Origin of the sequence: Blautia sp. OF03-15BH (genome assembly GCF_003463065.1) — a bacterium.
GTDB lineage: Bacteria > Bacillota > Clostridia > Lachnospirales > Lachnospiraceae > Limivivens.
Genome location: NZ_QSCM01000001.1, coordinates 18,645 through 35,252, shown reverse-complemented (window position 1 = coordinate 35,252; position 16,608 = coordinate 18,645). Strand labels below are relative to the sequence as shown.

General features: G+C 48.9%; 13 protein-coding genes. 10 read left to right on the top strand and 3 right to left on the bottom strand.

All coding sequences use genetic code 11. From position 1 onward, the window contains the following. Positions 1 to 88: 88 nt before the first annotated feature. Positions 89 to 481: a BlaI/MecI/CopY family transcriptional regulator gene (locus tag DXA57_RS00190; RefSeq protein ID WP_117763927.1), complete on the top strand. Its 393-nt coding sequence runs from the start codon at positions 89 to 91 to the stop codon at positions 479 to 481. A gap of 2 nt (positions 482 to 483) precedes the next feature. Next, positions 484 to 1,977 carry a M56 family metallopeptidase gene (locus DXA57_RS00185; protein ID WP_117763926.1) on the top strand — a complete coding sequence of 498 codons (1,494 nt, stop codon included), beginning with the start codon at positions 484 to 486 and terminating at the stop codon, positions 1,975 to 1,977. A 46-nt stretch (positions 1,978 to 2,023) separates the two neighbouring features. On the opposite strand, the gene aspS is transcribed toward DXA57_RS00185, so the two are convergent. The 3 genes from aspS to DXA57_RS00170 all read right to left on the bottom strand — a co-directional run bounded on the left by aspS (position 2,024) and on the right by DXA57_RS00170 (position 5,903). Next, a complete protein-coding gene (aspS, locus tag DXA57_RS00180) occupies positions 2,024 to 3,796 on the bottom strand; it encodes an aspartate--tRNA ligase (protein WP_117763925.1) in 1,773 nt (590 codons plus the stop codon). A gap of 89 nt (positions 3,797 to 3,885) precedes the next feature. Next, complete coding sequence (locus tag DXA57_RS00175; RefSeq protein WP_117763924.1) at positions 3,886 to 4,806, bottom strand: mechanosensitive ion channel family protein; 921 nt, start codon at positions 4,804 to 4,806, stop codon at positions 3,886 to 3,888. 71 nt (positions 4,807 to 4,877) lie between these two features. Next, on the bottom strand, positions 4,878 to 5,903 hold the full coding sequence (locus tag DXA57_RS00170; RefSeq protein ID WP_117763923.1) for a M42 family metallopeptidase: 1,026 nt from the start codon (positions 5,901 to 5,903) through the stop codon (positions 4,878 to 4,880). Between the two features lie 325 nt (positions 5,904 to 6,228). Between DXA57_RS00170 and DXA57_RS00165 the strand changes: the two genes are divergently transcribed. The 8 genes from DXA57_RS00165 (at position 6,229) to DXA57_RS00130 (ending at position 16,574) form a co-directional block, all read left to right on the top strand. Beyond that, a complete protein-coding gene (locus tag DXA57_RS00165) occupies positions 6,229 to 7,104 on the top strand; it encodes a DUF5685 family protein (RefSeq protein ID WP_117763922.1) in 876 nt (291 codons plus the stop codon). Then, positions 7,101 to 7,769 carry a J domain-containing protein gene (locus DXA57_RS00160; RefSeq protein ID WP_117763921.1) on the top strand — a complete coding sequence of 223 codons (669 nt, stop codon included), beginning with the start codon at positions 7,101 to 7,103 and terminating at the stop codon, positions 7,767 to 7,769. The genes DXA57_RS00165 and DXA57_RS00160 overlap by 4 nt, the downstream gene beginning before the upstream one ends. 107 nt (positions 7,770 to 7,876) lie before the next feature. Next, positions 7,877 to 8,863, top strand: a complete 987-nt coding sequence (locus tag DXA57_RS00155; protein ID WP_117763920.1) for a diaminopimelate dehydrogenase — start codon at positions 7,877 to 7,879, stop codon at positions 8,861 to 8,863. Positions 8,864 to 8,983: 120 nt separating this feature from the next. Next, on the top strand, positions 8,984 to 10,240 hold the full coding sequence (locus DXA57_RS00150; RefSeq protein ID WP_117763919.1) for an L-rhamnose isomerase: 1,257 nt from the start codon (positions 8,984 to 8,986) through the stop codon (positions 10,238 to 10,240). 163 nt (positions 10,241 to 10,403) lie between these two features. After that, positions 10,404 to 11,387: an AraC family transcriptional regulator gene (locus DXA57_RS00145; RefSeq protein WP_117764375.1), complete on the top strand. Its 984-nt coding sequence runs from the start codon at positions 10,404 to 10,406 to the stop codon at positions 11,385 to 11,387. Between the two features lie 133 nt (positions 11,388 to 11,520). Continuing rightward, entirely contained in the window at positions 11,521 to 13,611 is a 2,091-nt protein-coding gene (locus tag DXA57_RS00140) for an efflux RND transporter permease subunit (protein WP_117764374.1), read from the top strand. Positions 13,612 to 13,789: 178 nt separating this feature from the next. Beyond that, positions 13,790 to 14,665 carry a homocysteine S-methyltransferase family protein gene (locus DXA57_RS00135; protein WP_117764373.1) on the top strand — a complete coding sequence of 292 codons (876 nt, stop codon included), beginning with the start codon at positions 13,790 to 13,792 and terminating at the stop codon, positions 14,663 to 14,665. Positions 14,666 to 14,687: 22 nt separating this feature from the next. Further along, positions 14,688 to 16,574 (top strand): DUF5696 domain-containing protein, encoded by a 1,887-nt coding sequence (locus DXA57_RS00130; RefSeq protein ID WP_117763918.1) that lies wholly within the window; start codon positions 14,688 to 14,690, stop codon positions 16,572 to 16,574. Positions 16,575 to 16,608 lie beyond the last annotated feature (34 nt).

Here is a 16,608-nt window from a genome sequence, read left to right as displayed (position 1 = left end):
GAGCATAAAAGAAAAATTGTTTCGGAGATTTTCAAGGGGAGAATGCTCTGTCAGCGAAAGTTCAGAAACAAAAAAGGGAGTTTATTATATGAAAAAAACAAGCAGCCGGCTGCCGGATTCGGAGCTGGATATCATGCTGGTGCTCTGGAACCATGAGCCGCCCATGGGCCGCCTGGAGATCGAGCGGGTGGTAAATGAGAAAAAGAAACTGGCCCCCACGACGATCCTTTCCCTGCTCACGAGACTGGAGAAAAAGGGCTTTGTCTCTGCGAAAAAAGAAGGAAAGATGAACCTCTATACGCCGCTAGTGACACAGGAGGAATACCAGCGGCAGGAGAGCAGAAGCGTATTGGAGAAGCTTTACGGCAATTCTCTGAAGCGCTTTGTAAATGCCCTTTACCAGGGGGAAAAGATGAAAAAAGAAGATATTCAGGAATTAAGTGATTTCTTAAAAGAGATGGAGGAAGACCAGGAGGAGTAAAGATGCCTGAATTTGTACTTCATATTTTAAAGATGAATCTCATTGCGGCGGTAATCCTGCTTCTGACGGAGCTTTTTTCCAGACTTAGCAGAGGGAGATATGCTTCCGGCTGGAAATACTGGGTCTGGTTTGCTGTGGCTGTTTTTCTGCTGGTGCCAGTGAAGCTTCCTTCCGGAAGGCTTCCGCAGCTGACCGTGAATTTTATAGTTGAAGAGCCGGTGAAAACAACAGACTCAAATCTTTTAGCGGCACAGAAAGAGGCAGAAGTTTCGCAACAGACCGTGCAGCAGAACTTCCACGGCCATGAAATCCAGCTAAAGGAAACTCCTTTCGGCTTCACCTTTGACCAGTTGCTGTGTCTTTTTGGCGAGATCTGGCTTGCCGGGGCTCTGTTTCTCGGGCTTGTGGGCCTGGTCCGCTATTATCTGGCGCTCCACAGGCTTTACCGCTGGAGCCTGCCGGTGGACGATGAGGATATCCTGAAAGACTATCAGCGGCTCAGCAGGGAAGCAGAACTCAAGAAACCTCCGAAGCTTCTGAAAAATGACAGGCTCACCACGCCGGTACTTGCAGGCCTTTTTCATCCGGCAGTTTACCTTACGAATGAACGGTACGAAAAGCAGGAGCTTTGCTTTATTCTCACCCACGAGCTGACCCATTACCAGCGGAAGGATCTCTGGTATAAGCTTCTTATGCAGGTAGTTGTTTCCATTTATTGGTTTAATCCTTTTCTCTATAAAATGAGAAGGGATGCGGAGCGAATCGTGGAAAATCTCTGTGATGCCCGGGTGGTAGGCGGACTTTCCAGTCGGGAGCAGCTGAGCTACAGCCGCCTGCTTTTAAAGACAGCCGCAAAGCAGAGCCGGGTTCCCTATCTGGCGGCGGGACTCAATGATGGCATTCTGGTATTTAAAGAGCGGATACGTTGTATGAGAAATCTTTCTGCAATGAAAAAATGTCGCTTTCCGGCGGTTCTTCTCTGTGTAGCGATGATCTTTGCCCAGCTTCTGACCGGTAGCAGCGTGGCGGCGGAAAACAATCTCCAACAGAACCTTACTCAGGCGGAGACGGAAACCCGACAGGAAAGCCCGGGGATGGAAACTGCTGAAACGAGCGAAAACCGTCCACTCACATCAACTCCGACTGCAAATACCTCCGAGCCACTCACCCTCTACCGCACCGAAGGCAACGGTGCCAACTACATCTATGAAAGCGGCGACGGCACCTGGAAGGACGGCAGCGGAAGAACCTATACCTATCACGGAAACGGCCAGTGGGTCAGCGACCGGGATGGAAGTTCCTGGACGGAGGAAGGACCTCCGAACCCCGCAGATCAGGCCGTAGCCTCTGTGACGGTTTATGATTCGGGCCAGCTGAACCGGCAGGTCCTTTATCAGGGGCCGGATGGCACCTGGCAAAACCAGGCCGGAGGCCTTTACACTGCCAACGAAGACGGCAGCTTCACCGGTTCGGATGGCACTCTCTGGACCCCATAAAAAACGCCCCGGCGGATCAATAAACGATCCAACCGGGGCGTAATTTTTATTCTTCTGTTTTCTTTTCTTCGATATCCAGTTTGATGTGAACATCTTTGAGCTGTCTGGGATCTACCTCGGAAGGAGCACCCATCATGACATCCTGTGCGGTCTTGTTCATCGGGAACGGGATGATCTCACGGATGCTGTCTTCGCCTGCCAGGAGCATGACCATACGGTCTACACCAGGAGCGATTCCTGCATGAGGCGGGGCTCCGTAGCAGAAAGCATTGTACATAGCCGGGAATTTTGCTTTCACATCATCCTCGCCAAGTCCAACGATCTGGAAGGCTTTTACCATGATCTCAGGATCGTGGTTACGAACGGCACCGGAGGAGAGCTCTACACCGTTGCAGACCAGATCATACTGGTAAGCGTTGATGGAGAGGGGATCCTGATTGTTCAGCGCGTCCATACCACCCTGCGGCATGGAGAACGGGTTGTGGCAGAATTCCAGTTCGCCGGATTCCTCACCGATCTCATACATCGGGAAGTCTACGATCCAGCAGAACTCGTAGCAGTCGGTCTTCATATGGCCCTCTGCCAGAGCGCCGATATAGCGGCGGAGAACGCCGGCTGTCTTCTGAGCTGCCTGTTTCTTGCCTGCACATACGCCGACAAAATCGCCGGGTTTCAGACCCAGTGCCTCTTTGACTGTCTCGGCACGTTCCTGAAGGAACTTGGAGATACCGCCGGTCAGGGAGCCGTTTTCGTCTACCTTGAACCAGTAAGCTTTGTTTCCGGACTGTACTTCCACGTCAGCGCAGAGCTTGTCGATGACTTTACGGGTTCCCTTGAAGCCGTCAGCAACGACTGCTTTTACTACATTTCCCTCGAAGGGGCCAAAACCACAGTCTGCCATACATTCGGTGGCATCCTGCACGAGAAGGTCGATCCGGAGATCCGGTTTATCGGTTCCGTATTTTTCCATGGCCTCTTTATAGGAAATCCGGCAGAACGGAGCTTTGGAAGCGGTCTTATAGGTTCCGAATTTCTCAAATACCGGCGGGAGAACATCCTCCAGAACGGCGAAAACGTCTTCCTGGCTGGCGAAAGCCATCTCCATATCCAGCTGATAGAACTCACCCGGAGAACGGTCTGCACGCGCATCCTCATCACGGAAGCAGGGTGCGATCTGGAAATAGCGGTCGAAACCGGAGGTCATGAGCAACTGTTTGAACTGCTGGGGAGCCTGCGGAAGTGCATAAAATTTGCCAGGGTGGTTTCTGGAGGGAACGAGATAGTCTCTCGCACCTTCCGGAGAGGAGCAGGTCAGGATCGGAGTTGTGATCTCCAGGAAACCATGCTCCATCATGCTGCGGCGAAGCTCGGCAACCACGTTGCAGCGGAGAACGATCTTGGATTTCACAGCCGGATTACGAAGATCCAGGTAGCGGTATTTCAGACGGGTATTTTCATCAGCTTCCTTGGAACGGTTGATCTCAAAAGGAAGCTCATTGTAGATACATTTGCCGAGGATCTCGATCTTCTCGGGAACGACCTCGATCTCACCGGTGGGAAGATTTGTATTTTTGCTGGAACGTTCACGGACAGTACCGGTAACGGAGATGGTAGATTCGGTGTTGACACCGGAGATCTGCTCCATCATTTCCTCAGTCTCGATCACGATCTGGGTGGTTCCGTAAAAATCACGAAGGATCAGGAAGCCCAGATTCTTGCTGACTCTTCTTAAGTTTTCATACCAGCCGACCAGAGTGACTGTCTTTCCGGCATCAGAAAGGCGCAGCTCGTTGCAGGTATGGGTTCTGGATTGTGTCATGGTGTTTTACCATCCTTTTTTATAACTTTTTCTCGACATTACATTATACTGTATTTTATGGTTCTTTGCAAGGGATTCATGAAGATGCGTCAGGGGCGGGAGGCTCCGCTGCCTTCCTTCATGTGTACATCCAGCTGAGGATAGGGGATCTCGATCCCTTTCGCATCGAAGGTGAGCTTGATATCCTCCAGAAGCTTCCAGCGGGTGGGCCAGTAGTTTTCTGTTTTTACCTGAGCCCGAAGACCCAGGATCACGGCGCTGTCAGCGAGGTCATCCACAAAGACCACATGCTCCTCCTGTGTGAGGATCCGCGGCTCCTTGCAGAGAAGCTGCTCCAGAATGGCTTTCGCTTTTTTAAGATCTGCAGAATAGGAGATCCCTACCTTCAGTTCCAGAAGCCGGATGTCATTGGAGGTCACATTGGTAAGACTGTTGTTGGCCAGAAGACCGTTTGGAAGAATAATGACTTTCTTGTCAATGGTGGAAAGCCGGGTGTAGAAGATATGGATTTCTTCTACAGTTCCTTCATTTCCTTTATTGTCTTCCCGGATGTAGTCACCGACAACGAAGGGCTTTAAAAGCAGGATCTGGATGCCGCCGGCCAGATTTGACAGACTCTCCTGAAGAGCCAGGCTGACCGCTACGCCGGCAGAGGCAATGACTGCAGCGATGGAAGTGGAGGGAACGCCCAGGTTCTGAATGATGATAAACAGGAGCAGGGTGTAGAGGAGAAATTTCAGCAGAGAATCGATAAACTGCTCTACGCCGGTATCTGCACTGGAACGTTCAATGGAGCGGCGGACGATACGCCGGATCCAGCGGATCAGAAAACGGCCGACAAAGAAGATCAACAGCGAAAAACCGATCTCCACACCGAAGGAGATCAGATCGGGAACATGTTCATTCCAGAAGGAGATCCAGCGGTTGGTTTTTGTCACTACCTGCTCCGTGACTTCCGAGGTGATTTGCGCCGCGTTCAGATCGGAAGAAGTGAGGAGATTGTAATTCATGGAAGATTCCTTTCATCGGCAGGTCCGGAGACCTGCCTGGAAAAATTCAGCCGACATCTTCTGTGGAAAGATCAGCCGATGTAAGCAGCCAGAAGCTTCAGGGTGTTTTCTACACCGTCTTTATGGCTTCTCTCATAGCCGTGGGAGGCATAAACGCCGGGACCGATGAGACCATGGCGGAGGTCATGGCCGGCTTTTAAAGCGGCATCCGCATCGGAACCGTAGAAGGGATAGACATCAGCGGCAAAGCCGATGTTATTTTCCTTCGCAGCTTTGATAAGAGCGGAAACAGTCTGATAATGGTAGGGACCTGCGCTGTCTTTCACACAGATGGAAACCTCACGTTCTGTGCAGGCAAGACCATTTCCGACACAGCCCATATCGACGGAAAGGATTTCCTCCGTACCTTCCGGAACGGAACCGCAGCCGCCGTGACCGACTTCTTCAAAGACTGTGATGTGCTGGTAGACTTTTCTCGGAAGTGTGATATGCTCGTCCTTCAGATATTTGGCATAACCCAGAAGAATGGCAGTGCTCAGCTTGTCATCGAGGAAACGGCTCTTGATATAGCCGGAAGAGGTGATAACGGTCCGCGGATCAAAGCAGACAAAGTTTCCGGTCATAATACCAAGCTTTTCTACCTCTTCTTTGGAAGAAACAGGCTCATCAATGACCACTTCCACTGTATCCCAGGAACGGGAGGTGTCGTTGTATTTTCCATTGACATGGAGAGAAGCATCGATCAGCTGCAGGGTACCGTCATAGCAGGCACCATTATAGGTGTGGATACGGACGTTTTCAGCCTCGGCATTGTTGGCATTCATACCGCCGATATTGGTGACGCGGAGACGGCCGTCTCCCTTGACCTCAGCGACCATACCGCCAAGCGTGTCCACATGGGCAGTGAGGAGAATGGGGGTACCTTCTCCGCCAAGGTCGGCCAGAACGCCGCCTTTATTGGTAAGCTCTGCGTGATAGCCCAGCTTTTTGTATTCTTCCAGAAGATAGGAAGTCACCTCTGCTGTATAGCCGGAAGGGCTGTCGATAGCGAGCAGATTTTTTGCCTGTTCCAGAATGTAGTCCAGATAGTTGTTCATGTTTATAGATCCTCCTTGATTCACTCATGATATGATAAGGCTTTTTCCCAGGAACCGGGAAACTTTCGCTCCTGCATCATGGCTTAAACATAGCATATTTACCACTTTCCCGCAAGAGAAGTTCACAGAAAATTCAGAAAAAAAGTGGGGAAGAAACATTGACTTTTTCAGTTAGGGATAGTAAATTGTAAAGATATGATGATGTAGGTGCTGTGTGCCAGTGGCACACGTTTAGCACCGACCGAAGCGGAGCGGAGACCTTGCGGGAGCTGCTTTGCAGCGGAGCAATCCGCAGGCATCAGTTGTGAAAGAAAGGAGGAGAGACATGTTCGGATATGTGATGATAAACAAAGGAGATCTGAAGGTACGGGAATTTGAAACTTATCAGTCGTTTTACTGTGGCCTCTGCAGAAAACTGAAGGAACGGTATGGTTTCTCCGGACAGATGACACTGAATTATGATCTGACCTTTGTCGTGATGCTGCTCACAGGGCTTTATGAACCAAAAGTGAAGAGAGGAACCAGCCATTGTGTAATCCATCCCTTGAAAAAGCAGCCGGTCTGCGTTGATGTTTTTTCAGATTATGCAGCGGACATGAGCATTCTTCTCACCTACTATAAATGTATGGATGACTGGATGGATGAGCGGAAAGCAGACCGGCGTTTTTTTGCGGAGCTTCTGAAGAGAAAGTTCGGCGGGCTGGAGGCTTCCTATTCCGGAAAAGCGGAAAAAGTGAAAGAACTTCTGGACAGGCTTTCAGAAGGAGAGAACGAAAACTGTAAAGATATCGACTATATGGCAGGACTTTTCGGTGAGATCATGGCGGAAATCCTGGCCTGGAGAGAGGATGAATGGGAAGAAAATCTTCGGAAAATGGGATTTTTCCTGGGAAAATTCATTTATCTCTGTGATGCCTATGAAGACCTGGAGGAGGATCTCTCAGAGGGGCGTTATAATCCTTTTGCGGATCTGAGCGGAGAACAAGATTTCGAAGAGACCTGCAGGGGGATCCTGACCATGATGGCGGCGGAATGCTCCAGAGAGTTTGAAAAACTGCCCATCATTGAATATATATCTATTCTGAGGAATATTCTGTATTCCGGTATCTGGTCCCGGTACGAGAAAGCCAGAAAAAAACGGATGAAAGAAGAGTCTGATACCAATAAGAAGAAAATGATCCGGAAGCGGAGGAGTCTATGAAAGATCCATATCAGGTGCTGGGTGTGTCCAGAGATGCAACAGAAGAAGAAATCAAAAAAGCATATAAGAGATTAAGCCGGAAATATCATCCGGATGCCAATATCAACAATCCAAATAAGGATCAGGCAGAGGAAAAATTCAAAGAGATCCAACAGGCCTATCAGCAGATCATGAAAGAGCGGACCGATGGCTTTTCCGGAGGTTCTTCCTACGGCCCCGGAAGCAGCCGCGGTGGTTATTACGGCGGAGGCTTTGATGATTTCTTCGGCGGTTATGGTCAGGCACAGGAGAGCCAGAGCGAGGAGGATGTCCATCTTCAGGCGGCAGCCAATTATCTTCGGAACGGTTACTACCAGCAGGCCTGGAATGTGCTGAACGGAATGAAAGAACGGAGTGCCAGATGGTATTATTACAGCGCCCAGGCCAATGCAGGACTGGGAAATAACGTGGCAGCTATGGAGGCAGCCCGCCAGGCGGTAAATCTGGAGCCGTCCAATCCGGAGTACCGGAATTTCCTGAATGTTCTGCAGAACGGGGGCAGCTGGTATCAGGAACGGCAGTCTTCCTATGGAAATCCTCTGTATGGAGGGGACATGTGTACCAAGCTTTGCTGTGCAAATCTGATGCTGAATGCCCTCTGCGGAGGCGGCATCTGCTGTTGCTGATAAAAGAATTGATTTTTGGACTGCGGGGGGTTATGATGGCAGTCTGGAACGGTGTCCGGGCAAGACCGTCCGGCATCTCCATATAAAAACTACGAGGAGTGAAAGAAATGAAGACAAGAATTGGTATTGCAGGTTATGGAAATCTTGGCCGTGGTGTGGAATTTGCGGCTGCTCAGAATCCGGATATGGAGCTTGTGGCTGTATTCACAAGAAGAGATCCGGAAAGTGTAAAGCTTCAGACAGAGGGCGTAAAGGTTTACCCGATTGCAGAAGCAGCTTCTCATAAAGCGGAGATCGATGTACTGATCCTTTGTGGAGGAAGTGCCACGGATCTTCCGGTACAGACACCGGAGCTGGCAAAGAACTTCAACGTGATCGACAGCTTTGACACCCATGCAAGGATCCCGGAGCATTTTGCAGCAGTTAATCAGGCCTGCAAAGAAGGACACACCGTAGGGATCATTTCTGTAGGCTGGGATCCGGGACTGTTTTCTCTGAACCGTCTTTATGCAGAGTCCATCCTTCCAAACGGCAAAACCTATACTTTCTGGGGTAAGGGTGTCAGTCAGGGACATTCGGATGCCATCCGTCGGGTAGCCGGGGTAAAACGCGGGATCCAGTATACGATTCCGGTGCCGGAGGCAGTGGAAGATGTCCGTGCCTGCCGGAATCCGGAGCTTACCACCAGACAGAAACATACCAGAGAATGCTTTGTCGTAGCGGAGGAAGGTGCAGATCTTCAGAAGATCGAGGAAGAGATCAAGACTATGCCAAATTACTTTTCTGATTATGACACCACCGTTCACTTCATCAGTGAGGAAGTATTTGACCGTGACCATACAGCCATGCCTCATGGCGGTTTTGTGATCCGCAGCGGAAAGACCGGAAGAGACGAAAGCACCGATCAGCTGATCGAATATTCCCTGAAGCTTGGCTCCAATCCGGAGTTTACATCCAGTGTCCTGGTTGCTTACGCAAGAGCGGCTCACCGCATGGCGGCAGAAGGCCAGACCGGCTGCCGAACCGTTTTTGATGTGGCTCCTTCTTATCTTTCCCCTCTGAGCGGAGAAGAACTTCGTTCCCATCTTTTATAAGGACTGCAAAAAAGGACCCTTTTTTAGACAAAAGGGGTTCTTTTTTTGTGCGGAAAAATAGTGTACAATAACAGTATCTTAAGCAATCGGAAAATCTGTGAAACAAGGAGGAATTTTATTATGACGACAAAAGAAAGATATGAATCCGCGAAGGAGCTTTACGCAGCCATCGGTGTGGATACAGATAAAGCAATCGAAACACTGAAAAACATTCCCATTTCCCTTCATTGCTGGCAGGGAGACGATGTGACCGGTTTTGATCATGACGGTCCTCTGACCGGCGGCATTCAGACCACCGGAAATTATCCCGGAAAAGCAAGAACTCCCCAGGAACTGATGGATGATATCGATGAGGTTTTAAAGCTCGTTCCCGGTAAACACAAACTGAACCTTCATGCAAGCTATGCGATTTTTGAGCCGGGTGAGTTTGTGGACAGAGACCAGCTGGAGCCCAGGCATTTTGCAAAATGGGTTGAGTTTGCAAAAAAAAGAGGACTGGGGCTTGATTTCAACCCCACTTATTTTGCACATCCGAAGGTAAAAGACAATCTGACTCTTTCCAGCCCTGACGAAGAGACCCGCCAGTTCTGGATCCGTCATGGCCAGGCCTGCATCCGTATCTCCCAGTATTTTGCAGAAGAGACCGGCGTTCCCTGTGCTATGAATATCTGGATCCCGGATGGATACAAGGATATTCCGGCAGACCGCCTGGGACCCAGAGCAAGATTTAAAGATTCTCTGGACCAGATCCTGTCCATTCCTTATGACAAGAGTAAGGTTTATGTATGTCTGGAGTCCAAGGTGTTCGGTATCGGTCTTGAGTCCTACACCGTAGGTTCCAGTGAATTCACCGTAAACTATGCGGCAAAGAACGGCATCATCAGTCTGATGGATAATGGTCATTATCATCCGACCGAGGTGGTATCTGACAAGATCTCCTCTATGCTGCTTTTCAATGACAAGATCGCTCTCCATGTGACCCGTCCGGTACGCTGGGACAGTGACCATGTAGTACTTTTTGATGATGAGACCCGTGAGATCGCAAAAGAAATCGTAAGAAACGATGCCATTGACCGTGTGCTTCTGGCTCTGGATTTCTTTGATGCCAGCATTAACCGGATTTCTGCCTGGGTCAACGGTATGAGAAATCTGCAGAAAGCGCTTCTGTATGCACTTTTAACGCCCAATGCCCGCTTAAAAGAGCTCCAGAACGAGAGCAATTTCTCTGAGCTTATGACCATGCAGGAAGAGTTGAAGATTTATCCCTTTGGTGATGTGTGGAACTATTTCTGTGAAGTCAATGGCGTTCCCGAGAGAGAAAACTGGTTCCAGGAAGTAAAACGTTATGAAGAGGATGTTCTTTCCAAGAGAAACTGAGATCCCCTGTGTTGATTGCGAATGTCCGCTTTACCAGAAGATCCGAGCCCTGTGTCCGAAAAAAGGATGCAGGGCTTTTTTTCGGTACGCAGACCTTTTGACCCTGGCATTGCGATATGGTATGATGAAAAAAGAAGATACAAAAGAGGATGGAGCAGAAATTATGCGAGAAGAATTAATGGAAAAGCTTCGGGTGATCACGCCGGAGGAGAAAAAACTTCTGTCCGGAGAGGAAAATGTGGACCGGACGCTCTATACATCGGGAAAAGATTTTACTGTAGACAGCAGAAAGATGCTGGAGAGAGGGGAACTCATCAATGTGAGGACCCATACCCGTTTTGCCCATTTTCCGGAACACCGTCACAATTATGTAGAAGTACTTTATACCTGTGAGGGAAGCATCACCAATATCATCGGGGGAAAAGAGGTAGTGGTGAAAAAAGGAGAACTTCTTTTTCTGAATCAGTTTACCCATCATGAGATCCTGCCGGCCGGGCAGGAGGATATCGCCATCAATTTTATCATTCTGCCGGAATTTTTTGATGTGGCCTATGAGATGATCGGCAGCAGCAATGTACTGACGGACTTTCTTGTGAACCTTCTGAGAAAAGATGAAGAACGGGGAGAATTTCTTCATTTCCGGGTTTCAGAGGTCCTGCAGATCCAGAATCTTCTGGAAAACATGATCGATTCCCTCGTTTCCGGAAAACAGGGACAGAACCGGATCAATCAGATCACCATGGGACTTTTGTTCCTTTATCTCAGTGAGTCGGTCCAGTATGCAGAGACGAGAGTGCCGGATCGTTATGAAAATATGATGGTCATGACGGTACTGGAATACATAGAACAGAATTATCGGACAGCCTCTCTTTCCGAGCTCTGCGAACGTCTGCATCTTCCCATGCATACATTAAGCCGGATGATCAAAAGAGGTACCGGGGCCAATTTTAAAGAACTGCTGCAAAGAAAACGGCTGAACAAGGCGGTTCAGCTTCTCTGTGATACGTCCCTTCCGGTAAATGACATCATTGCGGCAGTGGGATATGAAAACAACAGCTATTTTCACCGGGTCTTTCGGGAAAGATATCAGCTGACACCGAAAGAATTCCGGAAAAAGAATCAGACCACAGGACAGATAAGACTGTAAATCCGGGCTTTTCCTGGAATCCGTTAAAAAAGTATAAATTTCCGAATAATTATTGACTATTGGTCATTTATGTAGTAGAGTAGCAAATGTGCAAAATGACTGATGGTCATTAACGAGGAGGAATAGAACTATGTTGGTGAAAATGGGAAAATGGATAGCCAAACATAAGATACTGATCTGCATCCTGGGTTTTCTGCTTATTATTCCCTCAATACTTGGAATTATAAAGACCAGGATCAATTATGATCTGTTGAGCTATCTGCCGGATACACTGGAAACGGTAAGCGGACAGGATATTCTGGTGGACGAATTTGGAATGGGTGCCTTCTCCATGGTCGTTGTGGAAGACATGGAGATGAAGGATGTCCAGAAGCTGGAAGAGAAATTCAGCGAAGTGGAACATGTCAAAGATGTTCTCTGGTACGATGATGTAGCAGACATCACCCTTCCGGTGGATATGATCCCTGAAAATTTAAAAAAGAGCTTTTTTAACGGAAATGCCACGATGATGCTGGTACTGTTTGACAATACCACATCTTCCGACGATGCCATGGAGGCATTGACCGAAATGCGTAAGATTGCCGATCAGCAGTGTTTTATCAGTGGTATGACAGGAATTGTCACCGACATCAAGAATCTGTGTATGCAGGAGCTGCCGATCTATGTAGCCATTGCAGCAGTCCTGGCACTGATCGTTCTGGAGATCACCGGAACCTCTCTTGTGGTTCCCTTCATCTTCCTGCTTTGTATCGGAATCTCCATTCTTTATAATATGGGAAGCAATGTCTTTCTGGGAGAGATTTCCTATGTTACAGAGGCGCTGGTGGCAGTCCTGCAGCTGGGCGTTACCATGGACTATTCGATCTTCCTTCTGGACAGCTATGAGGAGAATAAGAAGCGTTTCCCGGATGACAGGAACCGGGCTATGGGTCATGCCATCGCAAACACTTTCAAGTCCATCACAGGAAGCTCGGTTACGACAGTGGCCGGTTTTGCAGCGCTTTGTATGATGACGTTTGCTCTTGGTAAAAACCTTGGTATCGTTATGTCAAAGGGTGTTATCATCGGAGTTTTCTGCTGTGTCACCCTGCTTCCGGCCATGATCCTGATCTTTGACAGACCGATCGAAAAGACCAGACATAAATCTCTCTTTAAGACGGAGAAGGTAGACCGGGTATCTGCTTTTATCACAAGGCATTACAAACTGTGGCTGGTGATCTTCTGTGTACTGCTTCTGCCTGGTATTTACGGAAACAACCACACCGGTATTTATTACAACATTGCAAAATCTCTTCCCTCGGATCTGGATTCTAATGTTGCAAACGAGAAGCTGAATGAAACCTTTGATATGAGCGTTATGCACATCATTATGATGGATAAAGACATGGACGCCACAGAAAAGACCAGGATGCTGGAAGAAGTGAAGAAGGTGGACGGTGTCAAATGGACCATCGGGATCAATACCCTTCTGGGTGCGTCTGTACCGGATTCCATGATCCCGGACAATTTAAAGAGCATGCTTCAGGGAGATCAGTATGAACTGGCTTTTGTGAGCTCCAAATACGAATCTGCCACGGATGAGGTAAATGCCCAGATCGCAAAGATCAGTGATATTGTGAAAAAATATGACAGCAACGGCATGGTCATCGGTGAGGCACCGTTGATGAAGGATCTGCAGGATGTAACGGATATCGATCTTCAGAATGTAAACATTGCTTCTATTGCAGCAATTTTTGCCATTATCCTGATCATTTTCAAATCGATCTCCCTTCCGGTGATCCTGGTAGCGGTCATCGAATTTGCGATCGTGCTGAACATGTCCATTCCCTTCTATCAGGGAATCAGCCTTCCCTTTGTGGCAAGCATTGTTGTCGGTACCATCCAGCTGGGAGCTACCGTAGACTATGCGATCCTGATGACAAGCCGTTATCAGAAGGAACGGCAGAGAGGCTTAAGCAAGAAGGAAGCCGTGGCCATTGCGCATAAGACCAGCATGCTGTCCATTGTGACCAGCGGCTGCAGCTTTTTCGCCTGCACTTTTGGTATCTCTGTTTATTCCAGAGTGGATATGATCGGTTCGATCTGTACACTGCTTTCCAGAGGTGCGCTGATCAGTATGATCGTTGTGATCTTTATTCTTCCGGCGATGTTTATGCTGTTTGACAAACTGATCGTTAAGACATCGATCGGTTTCCTCGGAAAGAAAAAGAAAGCTGCCAATTAAAAAACGGATACCGCAGATGCTTCTGACAGAAGGAAGTACGCTGCGGTATTTTTTTGTCCGGGATTGCTTTTTTTGATGGAATTGGTTTATAATGGCAGATGAAAGCGGTTTTCCTGATCTCACAGGCGGAAGTGAAAGGGTCTTCGCTGAAAAGAATAGACAGAAAGGAACGAAAGACATGACAAGAGAAGAATTGAAAACCCTGACAGATAAAGGAGTCGTGCTTCTGGACGGAGCGACCGGCTCCAATATGACCAAAGCCGGAATGCCAAAAGGAACCAGTACGGAGCTCTGGATCCTGGAGCATCCGGAGCCTTTTCTGGAGCTTCAGCGTGCCTATGTGGAGGCGGGAAGCCAGATTGTTTATGCACCGACTTTTTGTTGTAATCCTTACAGCCTGAAGAACTTCGGCAGAGAAAATGAAGTCCTGGAGCTGAACAGACGCCTAGTTGCCCTGAGCAAAGAGGCAGTGGGCGGAAAAGCCTATATAGCAGGTGATATGACCACGACCGGAAAAATGCTGGAGCCAAGAGGTGAGATGAGTTTTGACGCTCTTTATGAGATTTACCGTGAGCAGGCAAAGGCTCTGGCAGAAGCAGGGGTGGATCTTTTTGCTGTGGAGACCATGCTGGGAGTGGATGAGACTACGGTAGCACTGGATGCCATCCAGTCGGTCTGTGATCTTCCGGTGATCTGTACCCTTTCCGTAGAGGCGGACGGAAGCGCTTATTATGACGGAAATGCCGTGGAGGCAGTAGAGACCCTTCAGGGAATGGGAGCCGCCGCTGTGGGCGTGAACTGTTCCGTGGGACCGGATCAGCTGCTGGCTGTTGTGGCTTCTATGAAGCGGGTGGCAGAAGTTCCCATCATCGCAAAGCCCAATGCGGGAATGCCTCTGATCACGGAAACAGGAGAGGCTGTTTATGACATGGATGCCGCACGTTTCGCCCGGTGCATCGAAGAACTGATCCAGGCCGGGGCAGGCATCGTAGGCGGCTGCTGCGGCACTACCCCGGAATACATCCGGGCCGTATATGAACGGATCAGAAGATAAAAGAAAAAGGAGATAAGAAAAAATGAAGATTGAAAACACCAAGGAAGTCCTTCTTCTGGATGAATCTTCCCTTTGTTTCACTGTGAAAGCTGAGGGAGAAAGCTGGAGCTGGGAGGAAGGATACCGTCCGTATTTCCTTGCCGGAGAAGAGAAAATCTTCTTTTCCGATGCAGCTTCCGTGCATCATGAAGCAGTGAAAAACGGCATTGGAGAAGGGATCCGGAGCTGTTATTCCGGATTTTCCATCGGTGGAGAAAAGAAGGAACTGAGCTTTGAAACTTATGTCTGGACAGAAGAGAGTACAGGGGATGTTTTCTTTGAATGGATCCCTGTCAGAGAAAACGGAGAGATCACAAAATTATTCTGGCCGGGTCCCATGGCATTTGAGGAAGCGAGAGAAGACTGGTATACGCTGGTCAACGAACGGCAGGGCTTTCTGATCCCCAACACCTGGAAGACAGAAAGCCGTCCCCTGCATTTTCAGGGGCAGTTCTGCACAGCCGGCGGTTATATGTCCTGGTTTTCCCAGATTCGGGAAGGAAAAGGCTATATTGCCATCGCACTGACTCCCTGGAATGGTTTTACCGGGCTGGAACATCCGGCAGGAGGTCCCTTTACCCATGTTTCCGTGAGCTGGGAGCCAAGTCTCGGAACGATGGATTACCGGCGGATCATGAGATACAGTTTCCGGAAAGACTGTGATTACAATACCATGTGTAAGATCTACCGGAAGTATATGTTTGAAAACGATCTGGCAGCCACACTGAAAGAGAAAGCTGCCCGGATTCCTTCTGTGGATCGTCTGGTTGGAGCCTCCTTTGTACATAAAGGGATCAAGACCAGCGTAAATCCGAAATCAGAATTCTTTGATCCGGAAGCCCCGGAAAAAAATAATTCCCTGACTCCCTTTGCTGTACGGGAAAAGGAAATGGAGGTCTTTCATGACCTCGGTGTGGAAAAGCTTTATTTTCATCTGGACGGCTGGGCAGAGCCGGGCTATGACAACAAGCATCCGGATTATCTGCCGGCCTGTGAAAAAGCCGGTGGCTGGGAGAAGATGAAAGAGCTTTCTGATACCATGCAGCGTTTGGGCTATCTTTTCGGTATCCATGACCAGTATCGTGATTACTATAAGGACGCTCCTTCTTTTGATGAAGATTATGCCGTGCGGCTGACAGACGGCTCTATTCCGGAGCATGCCCGCTGGGCTGGCGGTCCGCAGTCTTACCTTTGTGCGACTCAGGCACCCTACTACGTAAGAAGAAACTTTACAGAGCTTGAGAAGCATGACATCCATCTGGATGGCGCTTACCTGGATGTGTTCACCTGTAACGAAGGAGATGAGTGTGCCAATCCGAGACACCGCATGAGCCGGAAGGAGTGTTATGAGAACCGGAAAAAGTGCTTTGATTTTCTGATCTCCAGAGGGATCCTTCCGAGTTCCGAGGAAGCTTCTGACTGGGCAATGAAGAGCCTGGTGTTCTGCCATTACGCCCCGTATTCCTTTATGCTCCAGACACCCGGTACGGAGCAGATCGGAGTCAGCGTACCGCTTTTCAATCTGGTTTATCATGACTGTGTCATTGAGCCCTGGATGATGGAGAAACTCAATGATACCGATGATTACATGCTTTATGCCCTTCTGAACGGCGGAGCACCCTATCTTGTCCGTGACGGTGCTTATCCAAACATCGACGGTGCATTTGACGGCTATGTCCGGTTAAGCCCGGAAGAGACGGTAAAACGTTGTAAGATCGTCAGCAGCCTCCATGAAAAAGTGGCAAAAGAAGAGATGGTAAGCCATGCGTTTGTGAATGGAGATTATCAGGTACAGAGAACGACCTTCGCGGACGGCACCAGAGTGACCGTGGATCTTCGTAAAGGTACCTATGAGATAGAAATAAAGTGATTGAAAAAAGCAGCCCTGATGTAAGATCAGGGCT

Excerpts from the sequence above, each read along its gene's own strand:
- DXA57_RS00160 (WP_117763921.1), top strand. The coding sequence starts at position 7,101 with ATGAAAGATCCATATCAGGTGCTGGGTGTGTCCAGAGATGCAACAGAA.
- DXA57_RS00150 (WP_117763919.1), top strand. The coding sequence starts at position 8,984 with ATGACGACAAAAGAAAGATATGAATCCGCGAAGGAGCTTTACGCAGCC.
- DXA57_RS00130 (WP_117763918.1), top strand. The coding sequence starts at position 14,688 with ATGAAGATTGAAAACACCAAGGAAGTCCTTCTTCTGGATGAATCTTCC.
- DXA57_RS00190 (WP_117763927.1), top strand. The coding sequence starts at position 89 with ATGAAAAAAACAAGCAGCCGGCTGCCGGATTCGGAGCTGGATATCATG.
- DXA57_RS00145 (WP_117764375.1), top strand. The coding sequence starts at position 10,404 with ATGCGAGAAGAATTAATGGAAAAGCTTCGGGTGATCACGCCGGAGGAG.
- DXA57_RS00165 (WP_117763922.1), top strand. The coding sequence starts at position 6,229 with ATGTTCGGATATGTGATGATAAACAAAGGAGATCTGAAGGTACGGGAA.
- aspS (WP_117763925.1), bottom strand. The coding sequence starts at position 3,796 with ATGACACAATCCAGAACCCATACCTGCAACGAGCTGCGCCTTTCTGAT.
- DXA57_RS00155 (WP_117763920.1), top strand. The coding sequence starts at position 7,877 with ATGAAGACAAGAATTGGTATTGCAGGTTATGGAAATCTTGGCCGTGGT.
- DXA57_RS00135 (WP_117764373.1), top strand. The coding sequence starts at position 13,790 with ATGACAAGAGAAGAATTGAAAACCCTGACAGATAAAGGAGTCGTGCTT.
- DXA57_RS00185 (WP_117763926.1), top strand. The coding sequence starts at position 484 with ATGCCTGAATTTGTACTTCATATTTTAAAGATGAATCTCATTGCGGCG.
- DXA57_RS00175 (WP_117763924.1), bottom strand. The coding sequence starts at position 4,806 with ATGAATTACAATCTCCTCACTTCTTCCGATCTGAACGCGGCGCAAATC.
- DXA57_RS00170 (WP_117763923.1), bottom strand. The coding sequence starts at position 5,903 with ATGAACAACTATCTGGACTACATTCTGGAACAGGCAAAAAATCTGCTC.